Source organism: Actinospineispora eucalypti, assembly GCF_039543365.1.
GTDB classification, from domain to species: Bacteria; Actinomycetota; Actinomycetes; order Mycobacteriales; family Pseudonocardiaceae; genus Pseudonocardia; species Pseudonocardia eucalypti.
Genome location: NZ_BAABJP010000030.1, coordinates 129,958 through 152,036 on the forward strand (window position 1 = coordinate 129,958; position 22,079 = coordinate 152,036).

The 22,079-nt window shown below is 73.5% G+C and carries 22 protein-coding genes; 6 read left to right on the forward strand and 16 right to left on the reverse strand.

What is annotated here, in order from left to right; genetic code table 11:
- Window positions 1-16 precede the first annotated feature (16 nt).
- Entirely contained in the window at window positions 17-3,205 is a 3,189-nt protein-coding gene (locus tag ABEB12_RS25645) for an AAA family ATPase (protein WP_185062327.1), read from the forward strand.
- On the opposite strand, the gene ABEB12_RS25650 is transcribed toward ABEB12_RS25645, so the two are convergent.
- The 12 genes from ABEB12_RS25650 to ABEB12_RS25705 form a co-directional block, all read right to left on the reverse strand.
- A complete protein-coding gene (locus tag ABEB12_RS25650) occupies window positions 3,202-3,720 on the reverse strand; it encodes a nuclear transport factor 2 family protein (protein WP_221498193.1) in 519 nt (172 codons plus the stop codon). The genes ABEB12_RS25645 and ABEB12_RS25650 overlap by 4 nt on opposite strands.
- 137 nt (window positions 3,721-3,857) lie before the next feature.
- Complete coding sequence (locus tag ABEB12_RS25655) at window positions 3,858-4,340, reverse strand: MSMEG_0567/Sll0786 family nitrogen starvation N-acetyltransferase (protein WP_185062328.1); 483 nt, start codon at window positions 4,338-4,340, stop codon at window positions 3,858-3,860.
- Window positions 4,341-4,371: 31 nt separating this feature from the next.
- The gene (locus tag ABEB12_RS25660; protein WP_185062329.1) at window positions 4,372-4,668 is read right to left on the reverse strand and encodes a hypothetical protein; all 297 of its coding nucleotides are present in this window, start codon (window positions 4,666-4,668) and stop codon (window positions 4,372-4,374) included.
- A gap of 11 nt (window positions 4,669-4,679) precedes the next feature.
- Entirely contained in the window at window positions 4,680-5,165 is a 486-nt protein-coding gene (locus tag ABEB12_RS25665) for an MSMEG_0572/Sll0783 family nitrogen starvation response protein (protein ID WP_185062330.1), read from the reverse strand.
- 35 nt (window positions 5,166-5,200) lie between these two features.
- Window positions 5,201-5,458, reverse strand: coding sequence for a hypothetical protein (locus tag ABEB12_RS25670; RefSeq protein WP_185062331.1), 258 nt, complete (start codon window positions 5,456-5,458; stop codon window positions 5,201-5,203).
- Between the two features lie 3 nt (window positions 5,459-5,461).
- Complete coding sequence (locus ABEB12_RS25675) at window positions 5,462-6,808, reverse strand: FAD-dependent oxidoreductase (protein WP_185062332.1); 1,347 nt, start codon at window positions 6,806-6,808, stop codon at window positions 5,462-5,464.
- A 69-nt stretch (window positions 6,809-6,877) separates the two neighbouring features.
- Complete coding sequence (locus tag ABEB12_RS25680; RefSeq protein WP_185062333.1) at window positions 6,878-8,386, reverse strand: lyase family protein; 1,509 nt, start codon at window positions 8,384-8,386, stop codon at window positions 6,878-6,880.
- Window positions 8,383-9,339 carry a pyridoxal-phosphate dependent enzyme gene (locus ABEB12_RS25685; protein ID WP_185062334.1) on the reverse strand — a complete coding sequence of 319 codons (957 nt, stop codon included), beginning with the start codon at window positions 9,337-9,339 and terminating at the stop codon, window positions 8,383-8,385. Before ABEB12_RS25685 ends, ABEB12_RS25680 begins: the two co-directional genes overlap by 4 nt.
- Complete coding sequence (locus tag ABEB12_RS25690) at window positions 9,330-10,682, reverse strand: lyase family protein (protein ID WP_185062335.1); 1,353 nt, start codon at window positions 10,680-10,682, stop codon at window positions 9,330-9,332. The genes ABEB12_RS25685 and ABEB12_RS25690 overlap by 10 nt, the downstream gene beginning before the upstream one ends.
- Window positions 10,667-11,548: an XcbA family protein gene (locus ABEB12_RS25695; protein WP_185062336.1), complete on the reverse strand. Its 882-nt coding sequence runs from the start codon at window positions 11,546-11,548 to the stop codon at window positions 10,667-10,669. The genes ABEB12_RS25690 and ABEB12_RS25695 overlap by 16 nt, the downstream gene beginning before the upstream one ends.
- A complete protein-coding gene (locus ABEB12_RS25700) occupies window positions 11,545-12,336 on the reverse strand; it encodes a phosphosulfolactate synthase (protein ID WP_345703141.1) in 792 nt (263 codons plus the stop codon). The genes ABEB12_RS25695 and ABEB12_RS25700 overlap by 4 nt, the downstream gene beginning before the upstream one ends.
- Entirely contained in the window at window positions 12,333-12,677 is a 345-nt protein-coding gene (locus ABEB12_RS25705; RefSeq protein WP_345703142.1) for a hypothetical protein, read from the reverse strand. The genes ABEB12_RS25700 and ABEB12_RS25705 overlap by 4 nt, the downstream gene beginning before the upstream one ends.
- Window positions 12,678-12,791: 114 nt before the next feature.
- Here ABEB12_RS25705 and ABEB12_RS25710 point away from each other — a divergent pair, with 114 nt between their 5' ends.
- Window positions 12,792-13,187, forward strand: a complete 396-nt coding sequence (locus tag ABEB12_RS25710) for an OsmC family protein (RefSeq protein WP_185062338.1) — start codon at window positions 12,792-12,794, stop codon at window positions 13,185-13,187.
- Here ABEB12_RS25710 and larC read toward each other — a convergent pair.
- From larC to ABEB12_RS25730, 4 genes are all read right to left on the reverse strand, one after another.
- Window positions 13,158-14,342, reverse strand: a complete 1,185-nt coding sequence (gene larC / locus ABEB12_RS25715) for a nickel pincer cofactor biosynthesis protein LarC (protein ID WP_185062339.1) — start codon at window positions 14,340-14,342, stop codon at window positions 13,158-13,160. The two genes, ABEB12_RS25710 and larC, sit on opposite strands and share 30 nt — an antisense overlap.
- Complete coding sequence (gene larB / locus ABEB12_RS25720; RefSeq protein ID WP_345703143.1) at window positions 14,339-15,103, reverse strand: nickel pincer cofactor biosynthesis protein LarB; 765 nt, start codon at window positions 15,101-15,103, stop codon at window positions 14,339-14,341. Before larB ends, larC begins: the two co-directional genes overlap by 4 nt.
- Window positions 15,100-15,936 (reverse strand): ATP-dependent sacrificial sulfur transferase LarE, encoded by an 837-nt coding sequence (gene larE / locus ABEB12_RS25725; protein WP_185062340.1) that lies wholly within the window; start codon window positions 15,934-15,936, stop codon window positions 15,100-15,102. Before larE ends, larB begins: the two co-directional genes overlap by 4 nt.
- Window positions 15,937-16,100: 164 nt before the next feature.
- Window positions 16,101-17,573 carry a DUF222 domain-containing protein gene (locus tag ABEB12_RS25730; protein ID WP_185062341.1) on the reverse strand — a complete coding sequence of 491 codons (1,473 nt, stop codon included), beginning with the start codon at window positions 17,571-17,573 and terminating at the stop codon, window positions 16,101-16,103.
- 178 nt (window positions 17,574-17,751) lie between these two features.
- Here ABEB12_RS25730 and cysD point away from each other — a divergent pair, with 178 nt between their 5' ends.
- The 4 genes from cysD to ABEB12_RS25750 are packed head-to-tail and all read left to right on the forward strand — an operon-like array spanning window position 17,752 to window position 21,968.
- The gene (gene cysD, locus ABEB12_RS25735; RefSeq protein ID WP_185062342.1) at window positions 17,752-18,690 is read left to right on the forward strand and encodes a sulfate adenylyltransferase subunit CysD; all 939 of its coding nucleotides are present in this window, start codon (window positions 17,752-17,754) and stop codon (window positions 18,688-18,690) included.
- Window positions 18,690-20,507 carry an adenylyl-sulfate kinase gene (cysC, locus tag ABEB12_RS25740; protein WP_185062343.1) on the forward strand — a complete coding sequence of 606 codons (1,818 nt, stop codon included), beginning with the start codon at window positions 18,690-18,692 and terminating at the stop codon, window positions 20,505-20,507. Before cysD ends, cysC begins: the two co-directional genes overlap by 1 nt.
- Window positions 20,507-21,247 (forward strand): inositol monophosphatase family protein, encoded by a 741-nt coding sequence (locus ABEB12_RS25745; RefSeq protein WP_185062344.1) that lies wholly within the window; start codon window positions 20,507-20,509, stop codon window positions 21,245-21,247. The genes cysC and ABEB12_RS25745 overlap by 1 nt, the downstream gene beginning before the upstream one ends.
- A gap of 25 nt (window positions 21,248-21,272) precedes the next feature.
- Window positions 21,273-21,968, forward strand: coding sequence for a DJ-1/PfpI family protein (locus ABEB12_RS25750; RefSeq protein ID WP_345703144.1), 696 nt, complete (start codon window positions 21,273-21,275; stop codon window positions 21,966-21,968).
- Window positions 21,969-22,079: the final 111 nt, after the last annotated feature.

Genomic DNA, 22,079 nt, shown 5'->3' on the forward strand with positions numbered 1-22,079 from the left:
CAGTACAGTTTTCTGGGTGGCCCAGGTTCACCTGCGGTTTCGTCTGCTCGGCCCGTTCACCGTGGAGGGCGAGCTGGCGGCACCCCTCCCCGTCGGCAAGGCGCGCCGGGTGCTCGCCGTGCTCGCCGAACGGGCCGGCGAGTTCGTGTCGGTGGCCACCCTGATCGAGGCGCTGTGGGACGAGCGCCCGCCCGAACACGCCGACCGCAACGTCGCCGCGCTGATCAGCCGGCTGCGGCGCGCGCTCGGCCGGGACCGCATCGACGGCGGGGCGGCCGGCTATCGGCTGGTGCCCGAGTCGCTCGGCGTGGACCTGCGGGAAGCCGTCGAGCTGGTGGAAACGGCCGAGCGGGAGCTGCGCTACGGCAACTACGCGCTCGCCTCCACCGGCGCGGAGCAGGCCGCCAAGCGGCTGGCCGCCGACGTGCCGCTGGCCGGCGAGCGGGACGACCCCTGGGTGCAGCAGCTGCGCCGCACGGTGGCCCGCTGGCTGGCCCGGGCGCGGATCTGCTGGGCCGGCGCGGCACTGGAGCTGGGCCTTCCGGACGTCACCGTGGAGGAGGCCGGCGCCGTGCTGCGCGCCGACCCGCTGGACGAGCAGGCGTGCCGGCTGGTCATCCGGGGACACCAGCGCGCCGGCCGATCCGGGGCCGCACTGATCGCCTACCGGCAGCTGCAGCTGGCCATGTCCGAGCAGCTGGGCAGCGACCCTTCCCCCGCCACCCAGGCGGCCTACCTCGCGGTACTCCGCTCGGAGAACCCGCGCGCGCGGCCCCGCCCGGGCACTCCGGGGCCACCCGACCGGGAACGCCTGGTCGGGCGGGGCCTGGAGCTGGCCACGCTGCGGGAGCTGTGGTTCGGCGCGGTGGCCGGCCGGCCCGGGTTGGCGGTGGTCACCGGTGAGGCCGGCATCGGCAAGAGCGCACTGGTCGAGCGGTGCACCGACGAGCCCCGCCGCACCGGCGCGCTGGTGCTCAGCGTGACCTGCTTCGAGGCGGAGCGGTCGCTGTACCTGCAACCGCTGGTACAGGCCGTGCGCACCATCGCGCGCACGATCCGCCCGGCCGAGGTGCGCGAGCTGGCCGGCTCCCGGCTGGGCACCTTGGCCCAGCTGGTGTCCGAGCTGACCGACGCCACCGGGCCGGTCGACTACACCCGGGCCACCCCGGAGCTGGAGCACGGGCGGGCGCTGGACGCGCTGGCCGGGTTCTTCATCCGGCTGTCCGCGCGGCAGCCCCTGCTGCTCACCGTGGAGGACGTGCACCACGGTGGCTGGTCCACCGTCGAAGCGCTGCACTTCCTGACCGGGCGCTGGGCGGGCAGCCGGATGATGGTGGTGGTCACCGAGCGGTCCAGCGAGGACAAGCCGGTGGCCAGCGCACTGCGCGACGTGGCCGACGCCTGGCTGAAGCTGGGACCGCTGTCGGCCACCGAGGTGGCCACCCTGGCCGAGCGGTCCGGGCTGACCGAGCCGAGCGACCGGCTCTACTCCTGGACCGGCGGGTCCCCGCTGCTGGTCACCGAGCTGCTGCGGCACTCCGCCACCAGCGCCTCGCTGGTCGTGCCGGGCTCGCTGCACGAGGCGGTGGCCGAGCGGATCGCGCACGCCGGCGACCAGACCGCCGAGCTGCTTGCCCAGGGCGCCGTCCTCGGCACCGCGTTCACCCTGGACGAGGTGGCCGGGCTGAGCGGCATCGACGTGGAGGACTGCGCGCGCCGGGCCGGACGGGCACTGCGGGCCGGGCTGCTGATTGCCCGCGGCGCCACCTTCCGGTTCCCGAACGACATCGTCCGCCAGGTGGCCTACGAGTCGGCACCGGAGCCGGTGCGCACCAGCCGGCACCGGCGAGCGGCCAAGCTGCTGGCCGACCGGCCGGAAGCGGCGGCCCGGCACTACGCGTCGGCCGGTGACTGGCCCGCCGCCGCGCGCGCCTGGATGGCCGCCGCGCACACCGCCCACCTGACCTTCGCCAATACCGAGGCGGTGGAGCTGCTCGGGCACGCCATCGGTGCCGCCCGCTCCGCCGGCGACACCCGGCTGCTGGTGGAGGTGCTGCTGCGCCGGGGCCGGGCGCACACCGATCTCGGGCACACCGACGCGGCGCGCGAGGACCACCAGGCCGCCCTGGAGCTGGCCCGCACCGAAGGGGACGCCGAGCTGGAGGCCCGCGCGCTGGAGCAGCTGGGCTGGACCGCGCTGTACGCCAGGGACGCGATGCACGCGGTGGACTTCGCCGAGCAGGCCACCGAGATCGCCGAGTCGGCCGCCGCCGCGCCGGGCGCGCTGCCCAGCGCGATGCTGCTGCTCGGCCGGGTCCGGCACTGGGATGGGGAGTACGCCGGCGCCGAGGCCGCCTACGACCGGGTGCTCGCGGCGACGGAGGAGAACACCGCCGAAGACGCCACGACCGCCCTGGCCCTGACCTACCGCGGCGCGTTGCTGCAGCACCAGGACCGGTTCGCCGAGGCGCGCGCCGTGCTGGCCAGGGCGGCGGTGCTGTGCCGGCGCACCGGCGAGTTCCGCCCGATGCTGCAGACCCTGTTCTTCACCGCGCTGGCCCGGGGCGACAGCGGGGACTTCGCCGGTGCGCTGCGGTCGCTGGACAACGCCCGGCGCCTGATCGACGCCGAGCAGGTGGGTTTCTACCGGGCCGGCATCGAGACCACCACGTCCTGGCTGTGGCAGGAGCTCGGGCAGGTGCGGCGGGCGCGGGAGCACGCGGAACGGGCGGTGGAGCTGGCCCACCGGGGCGGCGGCGCGCTGGAGCTGGAGCAGGAGCTGCACGCGCTGCTCGCGGTGGCCGACTGCGACCTGCTGCTGGGTCGGGAGACCGACGCGGCCGCGGCGGTGGAGGCGGCGGCGCCCATGCTGGAGCGGTCGCTGCCGTTCAAGCCGCGCGCCGAGATGCGCCTGCTCGAGATGCGCTCCCGGTGGGACCCGGCCGTGGCCGAGCAGCTGCTGCTCAACGCCCGGCGCTACTCGTCCCGCAAGTACGAGGCGCTGGCGCTGCGCACACTCGGGAAGCCCGAGCGCGCCGCCGAGGTGGCGGCGAGCACCGGCTCCGACCTGTTGATCGCCCAGCTCGGCGCGCCGGCCGACAGCCGGGCCGCGGTACGGCGGATCGGCGAGTCACTGCCGACCGAGCTGCGCGGCTCGTTCGCCGCCGGCGGCCGGCTCTGCCTGCCGGCACCGAGGACGCACTAACGGTAGAGCGGGTCCTCGCCGTCCGGCCGGCCGAACAGGATGTTCTCCGCCGGCCACTCGTCCCACATCTTCGCCGTCGACGGGCGCACCCTGGAGTAGTCGTAGACCAGCCGGCGCTCGGCGATGGCCCACCGCCCGTCCCGGCACTCGAATCGGTCCAGGAACCGCCCGCCGAACACCACGTCCGGCAGCCGCCCCTCCGGGTCGCGGGCGACCAGCGGGTTGTACAGGTACGACTCCACGTGCGCGACGTCGCCGTCCCGCTCGATCAGTGTGTTGGTGATGACGTGCTGCATGATCCCGTAGTCGGAGGACGGCCCCCGGAACCGGTGCACCAGCTCGAGGAACCCCTCCAGGTCGCCGTTGTACACGCCGTGGGCATCGGTCGCGCCGTCGTGGTAACAGCTCCGCACCAGCTCCACGTCGTACCGGTCGATGCCCCGGCTGTAGCGGTAGAGGCAGTCCCGGATCTGCTCCCGCGCCCACAGCTCCTCGACCATCTCGTCCCGGTCCACCTCGGCCCCCCGCCGCCCATCGCCACCGGCCAAGGACCTTAGAGAGCGCCCACTACGTTGGTCAACCGAACGCGGTGCCGCGGAAGCGCCCTGGCGGAGCCCCGGGAGACCACGCGGCTCCGCCGTCCAAGCGGTCTTCAGGCGGGGGTCAGGTCGATGGTCATCAGCAGGTGCGGGCGGCCGACGTAGATCTCCGGGCCGCCGCGTTGGGTCCAGCCCAGCCGGCGGAAGAACGTGCGGTTCGCCGGCTGGATGTGCGCGATCATCATCCGGCCGCCCAGCGCGCCCGCCGTGGCCACCGCGAACCGCACCAGCGGCATGCCGAGGCCACTGGCCCGGTACTCCGGCAGCACGGCCAGCCGGTCGCCCTGCCAGTCGCCGCCGGGGTCGCGCGGGTCCAGCGGGAACAGCCGCACCGCGCCCGCCGGCGCCCCGCCCACGTAGCCGATCACGTGCCGGGTGACCGGGTCGTGGTCGCGGTGGTCCCGGTCCGACTCGCTGAACACGTGCTGCTCCAGCACGAACACCGCGTGCCGGATCGCATGGTGTGCCGCCAGGTCACCGGCGTTGTCGATGACCTGGCAGCGCGCCGACGCGGCAAGCTCGGGCGCGGCGCTCACGACTCGACCCTGACGAGCAGGTCTCGTGCGCTCACCGCGCGCCAACTCCCAGCTCGCGGGCGCGCAGCGCACACGCCGCCCGCACCACCAGGTCCGCCGGCAGGGCCGAGCCGGCCGGGCAGGCGGCCGCCAACACCTCGTCGGCGGCCGCCTCGGCGGTGAGCAGGGCGGACAGGTCCTCACCCCGCCGGCGCAGCTCGGCCACCACCGCGTGGATCTGTTCCAGTGCCCGCTGGTAGCCGGTTGGATCCGAGATCAACGTCGGGTACAGGTGGTCCTCCGCGCCGCGCCAGCGCAGCCACGCCGCCCGCTCCTTGTCCAGCATCACCGTCGGCCAGGTCAGAGCGTCCAGGTCTGCATGACCAGGGCGCCCTCGCGGCGGGCGGTGAGGTTGGCGTCCAGCACGTCCAGCGGGTGCATGGGCTTGACGCCCTCGATCAGGTCGGTCTCCCGCATGCCGTAGAGCGCCGCCATGGCGAACCGGCAGGCGTAGACCTTGCCGCCCTCCTTCATGAAGGTCTGCAGCTGGTTGTTGTAGGCCAGGTGGCCGGGGAAGGCCTCCGAACCCACGGTCGGGAAACCCCGGGTGGCCGAGGCCATCAGCACGCCGGGCCCGTACAGCACCAGGCTGGTGTCGAAGCCCTTCCGGTTGATCCGGGTACAGGTCAGCATGTTGACCAGGCCTACCGAACCCTCGAAGGGGACGGTGTGCATGAAGATGTAGGCCTTCTCGCCTTCGTTGGCCTGGATGTCGTCGAACAGCTTTTCGTCGTAGTCGACAATCGCGTCGCCCGTGTGGGCCCGCTCACCGACGATCTGCGCCACAGTTCTCTCCCAACTAGTTGTGTGGTGGTCGAGGGTCAGACCGCCGGCCCACCTCGGGTCGGCGGCGGAGCCCACGTCTTCCGATGGCTGCCCGGCATGGCCCGCATCACCCGGTGCCGGACCGACCAGGGCAGCAGCCCGTACAGCGGCGCGAATATGCGCAGCCAGAAGAAGTCCTTCGCGCCGCGCGGCGGCCGGGGCGCCGGGGTGCCGTACCGGCCGGCCAGCCGCCGGTGGGCGTCCACCAGCAGGTAGTGCTCGGCGTTGTGCCGCAGCCAGCCCGAGAAGCCCACCGGTCAGCCCTTCGCCAGCGCGGCCAGGCCGTTGTTGGCGGCGGTGACGATCGGCTCGTTCAGCGCGCCGATGGCCGGCGAGTAGACGTTCTCCATCGAGCCCAGGTCACGCAGGGTCAGCCCGAACTTGATCGCCGTGGCCAGGAAGTCGGCGCGCTCCTTGATGCCCTCGCCGCCGCCGACCATCTGCGCCCCGATCAGCCGCAGCGACCCGGGCTCGGCCAGCAGCTTCACCTTGATCGGCCTGACCCCCGGGTAGTAGCGCGCCCGGGAGATCCCCTCGCCCACCGCGAGCACGTACGGGATGCCCAGCGCCGTCGCGGTGGTCTCGCCGAACGAGGCGCCGCCGATCACCCACTTGCCGGCCGGCGTGCCCCAGGGGACGTAGACCGCGCGGTAGGTGCGGTCGCCACCGGCCGCGTTGGCCCCGGCCACCTTGCCCTGGGCGTAGGCGTGCGAACCGGTGAGGCCCTGCAGCGGCACGCCGGTGAGCCCGTGCGGGATCTCGTTGGCGTCCCCCGCCGACCAGACGCCGGCCACCGAGGTGCGCATGCCCTCGTCGACCACGATCCCGCCGGTGGAGCCCAGCTGGAGGCCGGCGGCGGCGGCCAGCTTGTTGTTCGGCGTCTTGTGCGTGGCCACCACGGCCAGCTCCACCGGGATCTCCCCGGCCGAGGTGCGGATGGCGCGCAGCTTCCCGTCGGCGTCGCCGAGGAACGCCTCCAGGCTGGTGTTGAAGTGCATGTGTACGCCCAGCTCACGCCAGGAGTCCTGGACCGGGGCCATGATGTCCGGGTCGGCCATCTCGGCCAGCGCGTACGGGTGCGGGTCTACCAGGTGGGTCTCCACGCCCCGGTGGGCCAGCGCCGTGACCATCTCCAGGCCGAGCGGGGACGCCTCCACCACCACCGCGCGCTTGGTCTCCGCGATGACCTTGTCCCACTCGGCGGCCCGCCGGATGTTCTTCACGTAGTACAGGCCGGAGAGGTCGGCGCCCGGCACGCCGGGGTCGGCGTAGTCGAAGCCGGTGGCGATGATCAGGCTGTCGTAGGGGACGGAGCCCTCGCCGGCCACGTCGACGGACCGTCCGGCCACGTCGACCGAGTTGACCTTGGTCTCGTAGTGCACGTCGATGCCGGCGTCCACGTACGCCTGCTTGCCGGCCAGGATGAGCTTGTCGAAGCTCTCGATCTCCCCTCCGTGCACGTAGGGGATCCCGCACGGGCTGTACGCGACATCCTCGAACTCGGTGTAGACGGTCACCTCCGCCGACGGGTCCACGGCCTTCACCCCGCCGGCCGCGCCCAGTCCCGCCGCTCCCCCACCGATCACCACTGCGCGTCGCGGCACGTGCAACCGCCTTCCGATCTATTCACTATAGGAATTGACTCGTTAACCATACTCAACAGACCGTTGGTGTCAACGCTCCTCGGCCATGGCGGCGTAGGCGTCGGAGACCAGGTCCTGTTCCGCGCGGTCGAAGGCGGCGGTGCGGATGGCGCCCCGGTCGGCGAGGGCGGCCAGGTCGGTGCGCAGCCCACTGACCATCGAGGCCAGCGCGTCCGGTGCGGCGCCGCCCTCGGCCCGCCGGGACAGCACGATCCGCCAGGGGTCGAGCACCTCGGAGAGGTCCGCCCCGGCCAGTCCCCAGCTGTGCCCGGTGTGCGCCATGGCCGCCTCGTCGATCAGCTCCCCGGTGATGCCACCGCCCGGGATGCCGGCCCGGCTGGCCGCCCGCACGGCCTGCCCGACCACCAGGTAGGCGGTCCGGTAGTCCACCTCCAGCCGCTGGACCAGGTACTCGGCGAGATCGGTGGCCTGGGTGTAGCCCAGGTCCAGCTCCTCCCGCATGCGCACCGGGTTCACCCGCAGCGTGGACACCACGCCGGTGATCAGCCGGGTGATGCGCAGGGAAAGGTCCAGCGCCCGGGGCACCTCGCCGTAGGCGAAGATCAGGTTGTCGCTGCGCGCGGACGGGCTCTTGGTCACCGCCAGGAAACCGGTCAGGCGGCCGATCACCACGCCGGACGCGCCGCGCACGATGGCCAGCGAGTACGGGTTGCGCTTGTTCGGCATCAGGATGCTGGACCGGGTGTACGCGTCGGCCAGGTCCACGAAGTCGAACTCGCTGGAGGAGAAGATCTCCAGGTCCTCGGCCAGCTTGGAGAAGTTGGACAGCAGGCTGGCCGCCGTGGCCAGGATGTGGATCAGGCCGTCGACCTGCCACATCGCGTCCCGGGTGTGCGGGATGACGCCGCCGAAGCCGAGTGCCGTGGCCACCGGGGCGCGGTCGTCCAGCAGCCGGGTGCCGTTCACGCAGCCGGCGCCGCCCGGGCTGGTGTCCACCCAGTCCAGCTCGTCCAGCAGCCGGCGGGTGTCCCGGGCGGTCGCGTAGCCGAAGGACAGCAGGTAGTGGCCGAACGTGGACGGCTGCGCCTGCTGCAGGTACGTCTGGTCGGGGAGCAGGGTCCGCGCGTGTTCCTCCGCCCGGAGGGCCAGCTCGGTGGCGAACCGGGTGGCCTCCGCGACCAGCTCGGTGAGCTGCCGCCGCAGGTGCAGCCGCAGCGCCACCCGGGCTGCCTCCCGGCGTGGCCGGCCGGCGTGCAACCAGCCGGCCACGTCGCCGATCCGGGACACGAAGTACCGCTCCCGGGAGTTGTACGGCTCGCCGTACGCCGGGTTGTAGGGGAACTCCTCCGCCGGGATGTCGCACACCTCGAGCAACAGCCGCAGCAGCTCCCGCCGGGCCTGGGCCGGGATCAGGTTGCGCCGGGAGAGGTCCAGCACGTGGGCCAGGTCGGCCAGGTTGAGGCCCCGGTGCAGGAAGCTGGCGTCCGCGTTCTCCAGTGCGAACCCGGACTCGATCAGCTCCGGTGCCGGCCCGCCCTCCGGCGGGCCGCCCGTCCGGGCTCGTCTGGTCTGCGTCATCTGTCCGCCCCTCTCGAGTTGAGCGCCGGGAGCAGGCCGCCGGTGTGCCAGAACAGCACCGGCCCGCCGGCCAGCCGGTCCACCGAGGCGGAGAACGCCTCGGCGCCGTAGGTCTCGTCCAGCAACAGGCCCTCGGTGCGCAGGGCCAGCCGGGCGCGGTCACGCTCCAGCGCGCTGGCCGTGCCGAAGCCGGGTCCCCGGGCGTCCACGATCTCCAGGCGGCCGGCCGGCTCAGCGGTGCCGAGCAGCTCCGCGCACTCCCGGGCCAGCCGCCGCACCCGCGCCCCGATCTCCTCCGGGGGCCGGCTCACCGAGACGCCCAGCACCGGCAGGTCCAGCCCGACCGCCGCCAGGCCGGCCAACAGCCCCGCGCAGCTGCCGCCCGACCCAACGGCCAGCACCACCAGCGGCCGCTCGTCCCAGCGCTGGTCCCCGAGCTGTTCGGCCAGCTCGGCGGCGGCCAGCGCGAACCCGACCGCGCCCAGCGCGGTGGACCCGCCGCGCGGCACGCCGTACGCGGGATGCCCGTGCGCGGAAAGCTCGCCGGCGCGGGCCAGCACCAGCCGGTCCACCGCCGCCCGGTCGGTGTCCCCGGTGGGCCGGATCCGCGCCCCGGCCGCCCGGGCCAGCGCCAGGTTCGGGCTGTACGGCTCGCCCCAGATCACCAGCTCACAGGCCAGCCCGGCCGAGGCGGCCGCCATGGCCGCCGCCGCGCAGAAGTTGGACCCGGGTCCGCCCCCGGTGACCAGCACCTCGGCCCCCCGGGCGCCCGCCGCGCCGAGCAGGAACTCCAGCGGCCGGGTCTTGTTCCCGGCCACCCCGAACCCGGCCAGGTCGTCCCGCTTGACCAGCAGCGGGCCGGAGCCCAGCACCCGCTCCAGCCGGCGCGCCCGGACCAGCGGGGTGGGGAACACGCCCAACCGCACCCGGGGCAGCTCGTCGATCACGCCCATTGCCCGGGCTCGGCCGCGCGGGCCCGCTCCGCCCTGGCCAGTACCCGGTCCACCATCGCGCCGGCCGACGCCACGCTCGGCGCCGCCCGCCAACTCGCCGCCTCGGACGCGGTGGCCAGGCCGCGCGCGACCACCCCGTCGACCAGGTCGGCGCCCTCCTCGCGGAGGATCTCGTGAAGCGCCCGCTGCGCTTTGTCCCGGCCCAGCCGCGCGGTCAGCTCGGCCAGCACCCGCTCCGAGCCCAGGTCCGGCCCGTACCGGCGGACCGTCTCCGCCATCGCCTCCGGGTACACGTGCAGGCCGTCCACCAGGCGCAACGCCTGGTGCAGCGCGGCGCCGGTGAGCTGGCAGACCTCGGGCAGGGCCAGCCACTCCGCCTTCCACGCCCGGCCGTCCCGCTCGTGCCCGGCCACCATGCCCTCCACCAGCACCGCCGCCGACGAGCGGGCCAGCCGGGCCAGCGTGTCCAGGTGCTCGCTGCCCTCGGGGTTTCGCTTGTGCGGCATGGTGATGCTGCTGACCGCGCCCGGCGCGGCGGCCTCGGCCAGCTCGCCGATCTCCGGCCGGGACAGCTCGTACACCTCGGTGCCGATCCGGGACAGCGTGCCGCACACCATGGCCAGCACGGTGCCGAACTCGGCCAGGCGGTCCCGCGAGGTCAGCCAGGAGATCCCCGGGTCGGCCAGCCCCAGCTCGGCGCAGAACCGGCCCCGCAGCTCGGTGCCGCCCGCGCCGAAAAACCCGAGCACGCCGACCGCCCCGGCCAGCTGCCCGACCACCCAGCGCGGCCGCCCCTCACGCAGCCGGTCGAGGTGTCGGCGCAGCTCATCGGCCCAGGAGGCGACCTTGAACCCGAAGGTCACCGGCGAGCCGGGCTGGCCGTGGGTGCGCCCGGCCATCACGGTGTCCCGGTGCTCGGCGGCCAGTCCGAGCAGCGCCGCCTCCAGCGCCCGTACGTCCCGCCACACGACCGCGCCGACGTCCCGCATCACCAGGCCGAACCAGGTGTCCGAGACGTCCTGCACGGTGGCCCCGAAGTACACGTGCTCGCGGGCCGCTTCGGGCAGTACCCGCAGCAGGCCCCGGATCAGGCCCAAGGTGGAGTGTGAGGTCAGCCGGGTCTGCTCGGCCACGTAGTCCAGGTCCAGCTGGTCCACCGTGGCCCGGCCGATCGCCTCGGCGGAGCTGGCCGGCACCAGCCCCATGGCCGCCTGCGCCCGGGCCAGCGCGGCCAGGATGTCCAGCCAGGACGCCAGCATCGCGCGTTCCTCGAAGACCTCGGCCAGCTCGGGGGTGCCCCACAGGTGCGCGTACAGCCCGGCTGAGCTCAGCCGGGTGCCCACGCCGGCTCTTCCCGCGCGGCGAGCAGGGCCAACGCGTCGCGCACGTGCTCCAGGGAGGAACCCCAGGGCACGGACACCCAGCCCTCCCCGGCGTCGATCCGCTCCTCCTGCAGGCAGCACTTGGTGAGCAGCCGGGCGCCCTCCGGGCCGGGGCGCTGCTTCGGGCAGAAGTCCACGGTGGGCGGTTCGTCGCCGTAGAACCACCGGTGGATCTGCCGGGAGCGGGCGCAGCCGAGCAGCGTCCATTCCGCCCGGTCCGGGTGTTCGTCGAGGTAGGAGACCCGTGCGCCGGGCACCTCGGCCCCCGATCCCCGGCACGGCAGCAGGTAGTGCTCCGCCGGTGCGGTGGCCGCCAGCGAGGCCAGCGTGGTCAGCTCGCCGACCAGCTCGATGGGCGGCAGCGACTCACTCACGGCCAGCACCCGCCGCGCCTGGTCCAGCAGCTTGGCCGGCTCGGGCGGAACCACCTCGCGCACCACCACCCGCAGCGGGCGCGGTTCCAGGATGAAGTTCACGTGCGCGTAGCGCCCCTGCACCACCACCGCCCGCACCCCCGGCGCCCGGCGCGCCGCCACCTCGGCCAGCGCGGACGGGATGCCGGTGTCCACCTCCGGCTCGACCAGGTAGGCGCACTCGTCGGCGATCATCTCGACCGCGACGACCGGCGAGAACAGCTCGGTTTCCGAGGCCCGGGTGACCCGCAGCAACGCCGTCCGCCCGTCGCACCGGGCCACCACGAACCGGGTCTTGCGGTAGGCCGGGCGGCCGAGCAGCAACGCGCGCAGCGCGTCCTCGCCGAGCCCCACCTCCGTGGGCACCGCGGTCACCGCGACGCCCCGGTAGCGTTCCGGCACGAAGTTCCTCACGCCGTGTCCCGCTCCGCCCGTTCCCGCCGTGGCACGGCGGCGGTGTCCGACCGCAGGCCCAGCCGCAGGGTCTCCACCGACAGCACGTCGCCCAGCGCCACGTTCCCCAGGTTGACGTCGGCGCCGAACCGCCGGACGAACCAGGCCTGCTGGCCGGTGCGGGGCGCCTCGAAGATCACCCGTCGCTCGCCGACCGCACCGACCACGGCCTCCACCACCTCGGGGCGGACCCGGCCGGCCTCGTCGAAGGTGCCCACGGTGCCGCTCTGCCGGCCCTCGGTGACCACCCAGCGGGCACCCGCCTCCAGGTCGGCGAGGCATTCCCCCGGCCAGTGCCGCGCCGGGTTGGGCTCGCCGGGCGCCTTCGCGCCCACCTCGGCCAGGACATCGAAGTCCCGGCTGGCCCGGCGGATCAGCTCCCGCTTCTGGGTTCGGGACATAGCCACGGTGCCCCGGGACACCTCCACGTAGCGGAACCCGACGTCACCCGCCCAGGCCAGGCAGTCCGCCGCGACGCCCTGGGCCCAGGCGATCTCCAGCAGGGTGCCCCCGAGGCAGGCCGCCACCCGGTGCTCGGCCAGCAGCGCGAGCTTGGCCTCGATCGCGGAGTCCAGGTAGGCGGTGCCCCAGCCGATCTTCCATATGTCGATGTGCGCGGCGGCGGAGGCCAGCACGTCACTCGCCGCCGCCACCCCGGCGCCCTGGTCCAACACATGGGTGAGCCCGGTCGCCCTCGGCTTCGCCGATCGCGCGGGCAGCTCGAGGAAGTCCGGCACCCGTCCGCTCAACCCCGCACCAGTTCGATGACCTCGGCCAGCGGGGCGGCCGCCACCGGCGTCACCCGGGACCGGCCGACGACGTCCAGGGCCATCCCGAACGCCCGCTCGGCGCGCTCCGGGTTCCGCCAGAGGTGGGCGTCGGCGAAGTCCAGCCAGTCGGCGGGACCCAGTAAGGGCTCGTCGGAGTAGTCCAGCTCGTGCCAGGTGACCGCGATCTCGAACAGCTCCAGCAAGGCCTCCGGGTCGGAGTCCACCGCGAGCAGCCGATCGTGGTGCTCGGGACATCGGAGTGCCGGGGCGCACCGGCCCCGGCAGGCGGCTACGCGCAACCGCGCGTGGGCACTCGTCATGGACTCACTCCCGAGGACCGTCCGGCAATGGTGACTCGGCCCACCCTTCCGCCCCCGGTTGCACGGGCGTTGCACCCGGTGCACGCCCGCGCCGCCGGCCGGCAAGATGAGCGCATGGCGGCGGAGCGAACGGTCCATGCCGAGTGGGCGGGTGGTCTCAAGGCCACGGTACGAGCGGGCGATTTCGACCTGGTCGCGGACGAACCGGCGTCCGTCGGCGGCACCGATGCCGGTCCCCAGCCGACCGAGCTGCTGTTGGCCTCGATCGCCTCCTGCTTCACCCTGGCCATGGCGTACAGCGCGAAGAAGTACGACATACCGCTGGCCAATCTGGCGGTGGACGTGACCGGCCGCTACGACGGCCCCCAGTTCTCCTCGTTCCGGATCACCGTGCGGGCCGGCTCGCCCAACGGCGAGCACCTGGCCAAGCTGATCTCCTCGGCCGAGCGGGTCTGCTACGTCACCCGCACCCTGCGCGCCTCACCGGAGATCGAGATCGTCACCGGGTGAGTCGGCCAGCGAGTCGGCCAGGGCCAGCGCCCGCCGGGCCACCTCGCGCAGGGGCAGCCCGACCGCCTCGGCCGCGGCGGCCACGTCGTCGTGCTCGGGTTTGCCGCCCCACGGCCCGTACTTCACCCTGATCGGCCGGCCGGCCAGCTCCACCGTGCGGACGCGCCTCGGCAGCGCGTGCCGCTCCACCCGTTGCCGGCGAACCCCGAGACTGCCGGTCTCGGCCAGCAGCAGCCGCTCGCAGCCGTCGGCGCCCGCCGGGTCCGCCAGCACGTGCACGGTGTGCGCCGGGCGGCCCTTCTTCATCGTCACCGGGCTGACCCAGGCGTCGGCGGCGCCCTCCGCCAGCAGCCTCCCGACCAGGTGGCCGAGCAGCTCGCCGGTCACGTCGTCCACATTGGTCTCCAGCAGGACCATGGTCGTCGTCGACGCGCGGTGCGCCGACTCGCCGAGCAGCGCCTGGAGAACGTTGGCCCGGCCGGGGAACTCCTTCGCCCCCGCGCCGTAGCCGACCGCGCGCACGGACATCGCCGGGGCCGGCCCGAACCGGGCACCGGCGGCCAGCAGCAGCGCCGCCCCGGTCGGCGTCACCGTCTCCCCGGCCACCCCGGCCGGCACGATCGGCGCGGCCATCCGGGCGATCAGCGCGGCGGTGGCCGGCGCGGGCAGCGGCAGCACCCCGTGCCGGGTGCGCACGGTGCCCTCGCCCATGGCCAGCGGGCCGCAGTGCACCTCGGCGACGCCCAGCTCGTGGAGCGCGGCGGCCACACCGACGGTGTCCACCACGGTGTCCACCCCGCCGATCTCGTGCAGGTGCACGTCGGCCACCGGCACCCCGTGCAGCCCGGCCTCCACCTCGGCCAGTGCGGTTATCGCCCGGGTGGCCAGCGCGGCCACCGGCTCCGGCCGGGCCCGCCCGACCAGGTCCAGCAGCTCGGCGGCCCGCCGCTCCTTCGCCGTGTCGTCGGTGGTCACCACGGCGCGGGTGGCCGCCAGCGCGCCCCGGCGCTCGGTGCCGGCGTCCAGCCGCCAGCCGGTGATCCCGGTGCTCGCCACCGAGGCGCGCACCGCGTCCAGCGGGGCCCCGACCCCGAGCAGCGCGCCCAGCAGCATGTCCCCGGAGAGGCCGCTGAACGGGTTCAGCCAGAGGATCATTTCCGGGCCATCCGGAACGCGGCCATCGCGGCGCTGAACCCCGAGTCGATGTTGACCACCACCACGCCGGCCGCGCAGGAGGACAGCATGGCCAGCAGCGCGGTCACCCCGCCCAGGGTGGCGCCGTAACCGACCGAGGTGGGCACCGCGATCACCGGGCAGCCGACCAGCCCGCCCACCACGCTGGGCAGCGCGCCCTCCATGCCGGCGATGCAGATCACCGCGTCCGCGGCGGCCAACCGTTCCCGCTGGGCCAGCAGCCGGTGCACCCCGGCCACCCCGACGTCGGCCACCAGTTCCGCGTCCAGCCCGACCGCGCGGGCCACCCCCAGCGCCTCGGCCGCGACCGGCCCGTCCGAGGTGCCCGCCGACACCACCAGCACCCGGAAGTCCACGGGCGTCGCCGCGCGCCACACCAGCAGCCGGGCCGCCGGGTCGTGCCGGCCACCCGGCACCATCCCGAGCACCGGCTCGGAGGCCTCCGGCGCGACCCTGGTGACCAGTACCGGCCCGGAGTTGGCGGCCAGCAGGCTGCCTACCACGCCGGCGACCTGCTCGGCGGTCTTGCCCGGGGCGTACACCACCTCGGGAAGCCCCAGCCGGTCCTCCCGGTCGGTGTCCGGCCGGGCCCAGCCCAGGTCGGCGAAGCCGACATCGGGCGGGCGCCCAGTTCGGCGCCCGACGGGATCGCTGTCAGCGAAACCGGCATCGGGCGGACGCCCGTGTCGGCGCGCGACGGGATCGCCGTCGAACCCGGTCACCGGCCTGCCATGGCGGGCAGGCCGAGCAGCACGTTCATCCGTCCGCTGCGGAACCCCTGCAGGTCCAGCGCGCAGAACTGGAAGCCGGCGCCCCGGACCGCCGCATCGATCTCCGCGCGTCGTGCGTGCGCCTTGCCGAGGTCCTCCTCCGGCAGCTCGACCCGGGCCACGGTGCCGTCGGCGTGCGCGCGCACCCGGCAGACCGGGAAGCCCAGCGCGTGCAGCTCTGCCTCGCTCCGCTCGATCCGGAGCAGCACCTCACGGGTCACCCGGTCACCGTAGGCCACCCGGGAGGCCAGGCAGGCCGACGCCGGCTTCTCCGCCGTGGTCAGCCCGAGCCAGGCGCTCACCCGGCGCACCTGGGCCTTGCCCAGGCCGGCGTCGACCAGCGGCGCGATGGCGCCCCGGGCCGCGGCCGCGCGCTGGCCCGGGCGGTGGTCGCCGAGGTCGTCCAGGTTGGTGCCCAGGGCGATCGCGGCGCCGGACATCTCGGCCAGCGGGGTGAGCGCGTCCAGCAGCGCGCTCTTGCAGTGGTAGCAGCGGTTGCCGTCGTTCGCCCGGTACTCCGGCCGGTCCAGCTCGTCGGTGCACACCTCCACGTGCCGGACGCCGTGGGCCCGGGCGAACCGGCGCGCGCCGGCCCGTTCGGCCGCCGCCAGACTGGGCGAAACCGCCGTCACCGCCACCGCCGCCGGCCCCAGCTCCGCCGCCGCGACCGCCGCGACCAGCGCCGAGTCCACCCCACCGGAGAACGCCACCAACACTGCCCTCTCGGCGCGCACCCGCCGGCGCAACGCGGCGAGCAGCTCGGTGTCCGTCGTGGTCGTGTCCACTGCAGCCTCCCCGACCCCCGCCGAGTCATTCACTATAGTGGAGAGATCGTTACCTCGCGGTGAACATCAGCGCCCACCGTCGCCCGCCCCGAAGTCATCGATCACGCAGCGGCGATCCACGTGGATGCGGCGGCCGCTTTTGCCCGGCTTCGGCAGCTAGCCGGTCAGAAGGGTGGAGGTTCGGGTTCTATCGCTTCGGGCGGTGGTTCGGGACCGGCTGGTCGGAGAATTTCGCCGATTTCCGCCGGTGGTGTGGTGATCCGGTGCCCGGTGGGGAGTGTCCAGGTGGTGGTGCCGTCCGGGTTGCGGATGATGTTCCACCCGGGAAGTTGTTTGACCCGATGGTGGTAGCGGCACAACGGCCCGTTGTTACGGGCGCTGGTGGGGCCGTTCCCGGTGTCCGGGTCGAACGGCTCGTGATGATCGGTGTCGCAGTCTTCGGCCGGCCTGCAACATCCAGGAATGGAACAGGTCTGCGCCCGGGCGTTCACGAACCCGACCAGCACCGGCGGTGGCCGATAACGAGTAGTGCCGTAATCCAACAGCGCCCCGGACTCGGGGTCGGTGACCAGCCGCCGCCACACACTCGTCGGATCCCCGGCCAGCGCCCGAGCGACCTCGGCATTGACCGGGCCGTACCCGGACAGCTCCCCCGGCAGATCCCGCGCCCCGACCAGCACCGACAGCGGCACCGTGACCCGAATCTCCGTGCGGACCCGTTCCCGCGCCCGCGCCCGACGCTGCTCAGCGGCGGCGACATCAGGGTCGGGGTGACAAGTGTCAAGCTCGGGGTTGACGATCAGGTCATACATCGCATCCGCGCGGCGGGCATCCATCGAGCGATCCTCGCCGGGACCACCACCGGCACGGCGGGCATAGTCGTTGACCAGCCCATACAGGGTGACTGCCTGGGCGGCGGGCAGGTGCGCCCGCAACGTCGCCATCCCGTCCGCCGCCGGTTCGAGCCGCACATAGCGTTCCGCGGCCGCGCGTTCGACGCGTTTGCGGACCGCTTCGGCGTCCAGGCGGGCCACTACCCGTTTCGCGCAGCCCCGGATCTGGCTGGGGTTGCGCCCGGCGAGCCGTTCCAGAATCTGCTGTTGTGCCGCGTCGAGCTGCTGTTCGCCGAGCCCGACGAACTCCTCGATGATCACCCGCACCGACCGGTAACTCAACCGGGCCTCACCCAACGCGTCGAGGATGTGAGGGAGCCGGTGCACCAGCGTCATCGCGTCTTCCACCCGAGCCAAAGCCGCGCCCTGGGTCAGGCCGGCGGTGAGGGCGAACTGGGTCGCCACCGAACGAATCACATCCGACACCGGGCAACGCAACCCGTCATCGGCCCGTTCGGCGGCCACCAACCCGGCCAACTCCCGAACCTGCTGGGCATCCACCACCGCACGCACGTTCTCCCACGCGCCCACGCGTTCCAACAGTTCGGCGGCGCCTCGGCCGGGTTCGAAAGACAGCCGGTCGACCAGTAGGCCGTCCGGGGAGTGTCGCGACCAGGGCTCCACCACGGGCGGCACCTGGACCGTCGACTCGCTCATATGTTCGAGCCTAACATATAGCAAGACGCTTGGGTGCCGTATCCGACCACCGGCGCAATCGCCTCCGAAACCGGCCGCGGTCCACATTGGACCGCGGACGCATCTCAGGCTCTGCCGAACTCGCAGGTCTCAAACGGGCGGCGGGCGTTGACTCCACCGCCGTCGGCCTCCCTCGCCCACCTCGGTACAGGCGTTGACACCGACGGCACCCAACTGGATAAACTCGGCCAAGTTGGCCTAGATACCCCAGACAGCGGAGTTGGCGATGACGGCAACGGCCCGGGAGACAGCCGGAAGAACCGACGACGGGCGGTATCAGCTGAGCCACCTGGCCGCCTTGGAGGCCGAGGCGATCCACGTGCTGCGGGAGGTGGCCGCCGAGTTCGAGCGCCCGGTGCTGCTGTTCTCCGGCGGCAAGGACTCGATCGTCATGCTGCACCTGGCGGTGCGGGCGTTCCGGCCCGGCCCGGTGCCCTTCCCGGTACTGCACATCGACACCGGCCACAACTTCCCCGAGGTGCTCCGGTTCCGCGACCACCTGGTAGAGCAGACCGGGGTGCGGCTGCACGTCGCGCGGGTGCAGGACGACATCGACGCCGGTCGCGTCGTGGACCAGGGCGGCTCGCGCAACCCGCTGCAGACCGTGACCCTGCTGCGCGCGCTGCGCGAGGGCCGGCACGACGCGGCGTTCGGCGGCGCGCGCCGCGACGAGGAGAAGGCGCGGGCCAAGGAGCGGGTGTACAGCTTCCGCGACGAGCTCGGCCAGTGGGACCCGCGCAACCAGCGGCCGGAGCTGTGGCAGCTGTTCAACGGGCGGCACCGCCCGGGCGAGCACATCCGCGCCTTCCCGCTGTCCAACTGGACCGAGTCCGACGTGTGGGCCTACGTCGGCACCGAGCGCATCGAGCTGCCGGAGCTCTACTTCGCGCACCGGCGCACGGTCTTCCGCCGCGACGGCATGCTGCTGTCCGCCGAACCCCCGCTGCACCCGGAACCCGGCGAGGAGGTATTCCAGGCCACCGTGCGGTTCCGCACCGTCGGCGACGTGACCTGCACCGGCTGCGTCGAGTCCACCGCCACCACGGTCGATGAGGTCCTGACCGAGACGGCGCTGTCCCGGCTCACCGAGCGGGGCGCCACCCGGGCCGACGACCGGATATCCGAGGCCGGCATGGAGGACCGCAAGCGGGAGGGTTACTTCTGATGGGCACGCTGCTGCGGCTGGCCACCGCCGGCTCGGTGGACGACGGCAAGTCCACGCTGATCGGGCGACTGCTCCACGACGCCAAGGGCGTGTGCATCGACCAGCTCGCCTCGGTCGAGCGCACCTCCCGGGAACGCGGCCAGGACCGCACCGACCTGGCCCTGCTCACCGACGGCCTGCGCGCGGAGCGCGAGCAGGGCATCACCATCGACGTGGCGTACCGCTACTTCGCCACCCCCCGGCGCAAGTTCATCGTCGCGGACACCCCGGGCCACCCGCAGTACACCCGCAACATGGTCACCGGGGCATCCACCGCCGACCTGGCCATCGTGTTGGTGGACGCGCGCAACGGGCTGGTCGAGCAGTCCCGCCGGCACGCCTTCCTCTCCTCACTGCTGGGCATCCGGCACGTGGTGCTGGCGGTGAACAAGATGGACCTGGTCGGCTGGGACGCCGACCGGTTCGACGCGATCCGGGAGGACTTCCACGGCTTCGCCGCGCGGCTGGACTTCCAGGACGTCACGGCGATCCCACTGTCCGCGCTGCACGGCGACAACGTGGTCACCCCCTCGGCGCACAGTCCCTGGTATCCCGGCCCGCCGCTGCTGCGCCACCTCGAGGAGGTGTACGTGGCCAGCGACCGGAACCTGGTCGACGTGCGCCTGCCGGTGCAGTACGTGATCCGGCAACCCGACCGGCGGGCCTACGCCGGCACCCTGGGCAGCGGGGTGCTCCGGCCGGGCGACCAGGTGACCGTGCTGCCGGCCGGCCACACCACCACGGTGACCGGCATCGAGGGACCCAAAGGCCCGCTGGCGGAGGCGTTCGCCCCGATGGCGGTGTCCGTCACGCTGGCCGAGGAGCTGGACGTCGGCCGGGGCGACATGCTGGCCCGTCCGCACAACCAGCCGAAGATCAGCCACGAGCTGGACGCGATGGTCTGCTGGATGGCCGACGACAGCCCACTGCGCGAGGGCGCCGAGTACCTGGTCAAGCACACCACCGCGAGCACGAAGGCCCGGGTGCTCGAACTGGACTACCGGCTGGACGTGAACAGCCTGCGCGGCGACCGCGCCGCCCGTTCGCTGGACCGCAACGACATCGGCCGGGTACGGCTGCGCACCCGGGCGCCCCTGCTCACCGACGACTACCGCCGCAACCCGGCCACCGGCTCGTTCATCCTGATCGACCGGGCAACCAACCACACGGTCGGCGCCGGCATGCTGCTGCCCCAGTCGCGGGAGGAGCACCGGAACATCAGCCGGCACAGCTCGCTGGTGGAGGCCCGGCAGCGGTTGTCCCGGGGGGTGACCCTGTGGTTCACCGGGCTGTCCGGGTCGGGCAAGTCCAGCCTGGCGGTGCTGGCCGAACAGCGCCTGCTCGCCGCCGGCCGACCGGCGTTCGTGCTGGACGGGGACAACCTGCGGCACGGGCTGAACTCCGACCTGGGCTTCTCCATGGCCGACCGGGCGGAGAACCTGCGGCGCATCGCGCACGTGGCCTGCCTGCTGACCGAGGCGGGCATGGTCACCCTGGTGCCCACGATCAGCCCGCTGGCCGAGCACCGCGACATGGCCCGCGCGCTGCACACCGGCCAGGGCCTGGAGTTCCGCGAGGTGTTCGTGGACACGCCGTTGTCGGTGTGCGAGGAACGCGACCCGAAGGGCCTCTACGCCAAGGCCCGGGCCGGGCAGATCCCCGACTTCACCGGCATCGGCAGCCCGTACGAGGCCCCGGGCCGCCCGGACCTGCGCCTGTCCCATCCGCATACCCCCGACGAGCTGGTCGACCGACTGTTGGGGACGCTGGAGAGGTGATGAACGACCACGAACTGGCCCGCCGGCTGGCCGAAGCCGCCGGCACCCGGCTGCTGGCGGTCCGCGAGGAGTTCGCCGGGGCCAGCACCCGCGACCGCAAGGACGCCGGCGACCGGCGCGCGCAGGAGTTCCTGGCCGCCGAGCTGGCCCGGTACCGCCCGGCCGACGCGATCCTGTCCGAGGAGGCCGAGGACGACACCGGCCGGCTGGACGCCGAGCGGGTGTGGATCGTCGACCCGCTGGACGGCACCCGCGAGTTCGCCGAGCCGGGGCGGGCCGACTGGGCGGTGCACGTCGCGCTGTGGGAACGCGGCGAGCTGACCGCCGGGGCCGTCGCCCTGCCGGCCCAGGACGTCACCTTCGCCACCCCCGACGTCTCCCTGGCCACGAACGGCGGCGCCGGGCCCGCACCCCGGCTGATCGTCTCCCGCAGCCGGCCGCCGGCCGTGGCCGAGGAGGTCGGCCGGCGGCTGGGCGGGCAGCTGGTTCCGCTCGGCTCGGCCGGGGCCAAGGCGATGGCGCTGATCCAGGGGCGGGCGGACATCTACCTGCACGCCGGCGGCCAGTACGAGTGGGACTCCGCCGCGCCGGTCGCGGTGGCCCGCGCCGCCGGCCTGCACGCCTCCCGCATCGACGGCAGCCCGCTGACCTACAACCGCCCGGACCCGCTGTTGCCCGACCTGCTCATCTGCCACCCCCGCTACGCCGAGGCGGTGCTCGCCATCACGACTAGCTTTTAGCCACACTTATAGCTAGCCTACAGCCGTGGATGTCTTCCGCCCCGAGCAGAGGAGGAACCCCGGCATGAAACCCGACGGCACCAGGCAGATCGCCTTCATACTCGGCCACGAGTTCACCGCGCTGGACGCGGTCGGGCCGTACGAGCTGCTCCGGCTGATGCCGGACACCGAGGTGCGGTTCGTGGCCCACCGGCCCGGGCCGGTGCTCACCGACGGAGGCGTGCTCTCCCTGGTGGCCAGCCACTCCTTCGACGAGACGCCGGAGCCGGACATCGTGCTGGTGCCGGCCATCTCCGCCAACGGGCCGCACATCGGCGAGCTGCTCGAGTGGCTGCGCCGGGTACACCGGACCACCGAGTGGACCACCTCGGTGTGCGGCGGGGCGATGCTGCTCGCCATGGCCGGCATCCTGGACGGCCACCCGGCCACCACCCACTGGTCGGCGCTGGAGGCGCTGCCCAACTTCGGCTCCGACCCGAGGCCCGAGGAGCGCGTGGTGCGCTCCGGCAAGATCGTCACCGCCGCCGGCGTCTCCGCCGGGTTGGACCTGGCGCTGTGGCTGGTCGGCGAACTGCACGGCCAGGAGTGGGCCGAGGTGGTCCAGCTGATGGCCGAGTACGACCCCCAGCCGCCGTTCCACGCCGGCCACATGAGCAAGGCCTCCCCCCGCGTGCGGGAGCTGGCCGCCGCCGAGATGGACCGACTCTATCCGGCCGGATAGGCAGCGACCCGCCCCGATGTCACGCTGGGTAAGTGTACGAGTGCACTGAATCAGGCGATCGAATGATCAAAAACCGTGGCCTCGTCGTGCTCACCTCCCCATACTTGGCCC